The organism is Paenibacillus sp. p3-SID1389 (assembly GCF_025151705.1).
GTDB classification, from domain to species: Bacteria; Bacillota; Bacilli; order Paenibacillales; family Paenibacillaceae; genus Fontibacillus; species Fontibacillus phoenicis.
The window spans coordinates 1-670 of sequence record NZ_JALXVO010000125.1; the positions used below are offsets into that span (position 1 = coordinate 1).

Annotated in this window: 6 tRNA genes; all 6 read left to right on the forward strand. The window is 52.4% G+C overall.

Annotated elements, in window-relative coordinates:
- The first annotated feature begins 64 nt into the window (after positions 1-64).
- The 6 genes from M3G15_RS21350 to M3G15_RS21375 all read left to right on the forward strand — a co-directional run bounded on the left by M3G15_RS21350 (position 65) and on the right by M3G15_RS21375 (position 654).
- Positions 65-156, forward strand: a tRNA-Ser gene (locus tag M3G15_RS21350).
- Between the two features lie 16 nt (positions 157-172).
- Positions 173-247, forward strand: a tRNA-Glu gene (locus M3G15_RS21355).
- Positions 248-274: 27 nt separating this feature from the next.
- Positions 275-350, forward strand: a tRNA-Val gene (locus tag M3G15_RS21360).
- 16 nt (positions 351-366) lie between these two features.
- Positions 367-440 (forward strand) — tRNA-Met (locus M3G15_RS21365).
- 35 nt (positions 441-475) lie between these two features.
- Positions 476-552: transfer RNA gene (locus M3G15_RS21370), tRNA-Asp, on the forward strand.
- A 26-nt stretch (positions 553-578) separates the two neighbouring features.
- Positions 579-654 (forward strand) — tRNA-Lys (locus tag M3G15_RS21375).
- Positions 655-670 lie beyond the last annotated feature (16 nt).

A 670-nucleotide genomic window follows, 5' to 3' on the forward strand; every position in this document is an offset into this window, starting at 1 on the left:
TATCCTGGAAGGAAGGATATATGTTTTGCATATTTCCTTCTCTTCCGGGGAAACCAACTCTTATGGAGAGGTGTCCGAGTTGGCCGAAGGAGCACGATTGGAAATCGTGTAGGCGTCACAAGCGTCTCGAGGGTTCGAATCCCTCTCTCTCCGCCAGCAAGGACTTGAATATGGCCCGTTGGTCAAGGGGTTAAGACACCTCCCTTTCACGGAGGTAACAGGGGTTCGAATCCCCTACGGGTCACCATCTCTTTTCTTTAGTCATTCCAGATCTGGAGGCTTAGCTCAGCTGGGAGAGCATCTGCCTTACAAGCAGAGGGTCGGGGGTTCGATCCCCTCAGCCTCCACCATACTTCTTATTACTGACGCGGGGTGGAGCAGCCCGGTAGCTCGTCGGGCTCATAACCCGAAGGCCGCAGGTTCAAATCCTGCCCCCGCAATTATCCTCTTCAAGAGGATGGCATTATTCTCGTGTGGAGCCGTGGTGTAGAGGCCTAACATGCCTGCCTGTCACGCAGGAGACCGCGGGTTCGAATCCCGTCGGCTCCGCCATTTATCTTCTTAGTTAAGACTTGTACGAGCCATTAGCTCAGTTGGTAGAGCACCTGACTTTTAATCAGGGTGTCGAAGGTTCGAGTCCTTCATGGCTCACCAGTTTCATATTTATTAT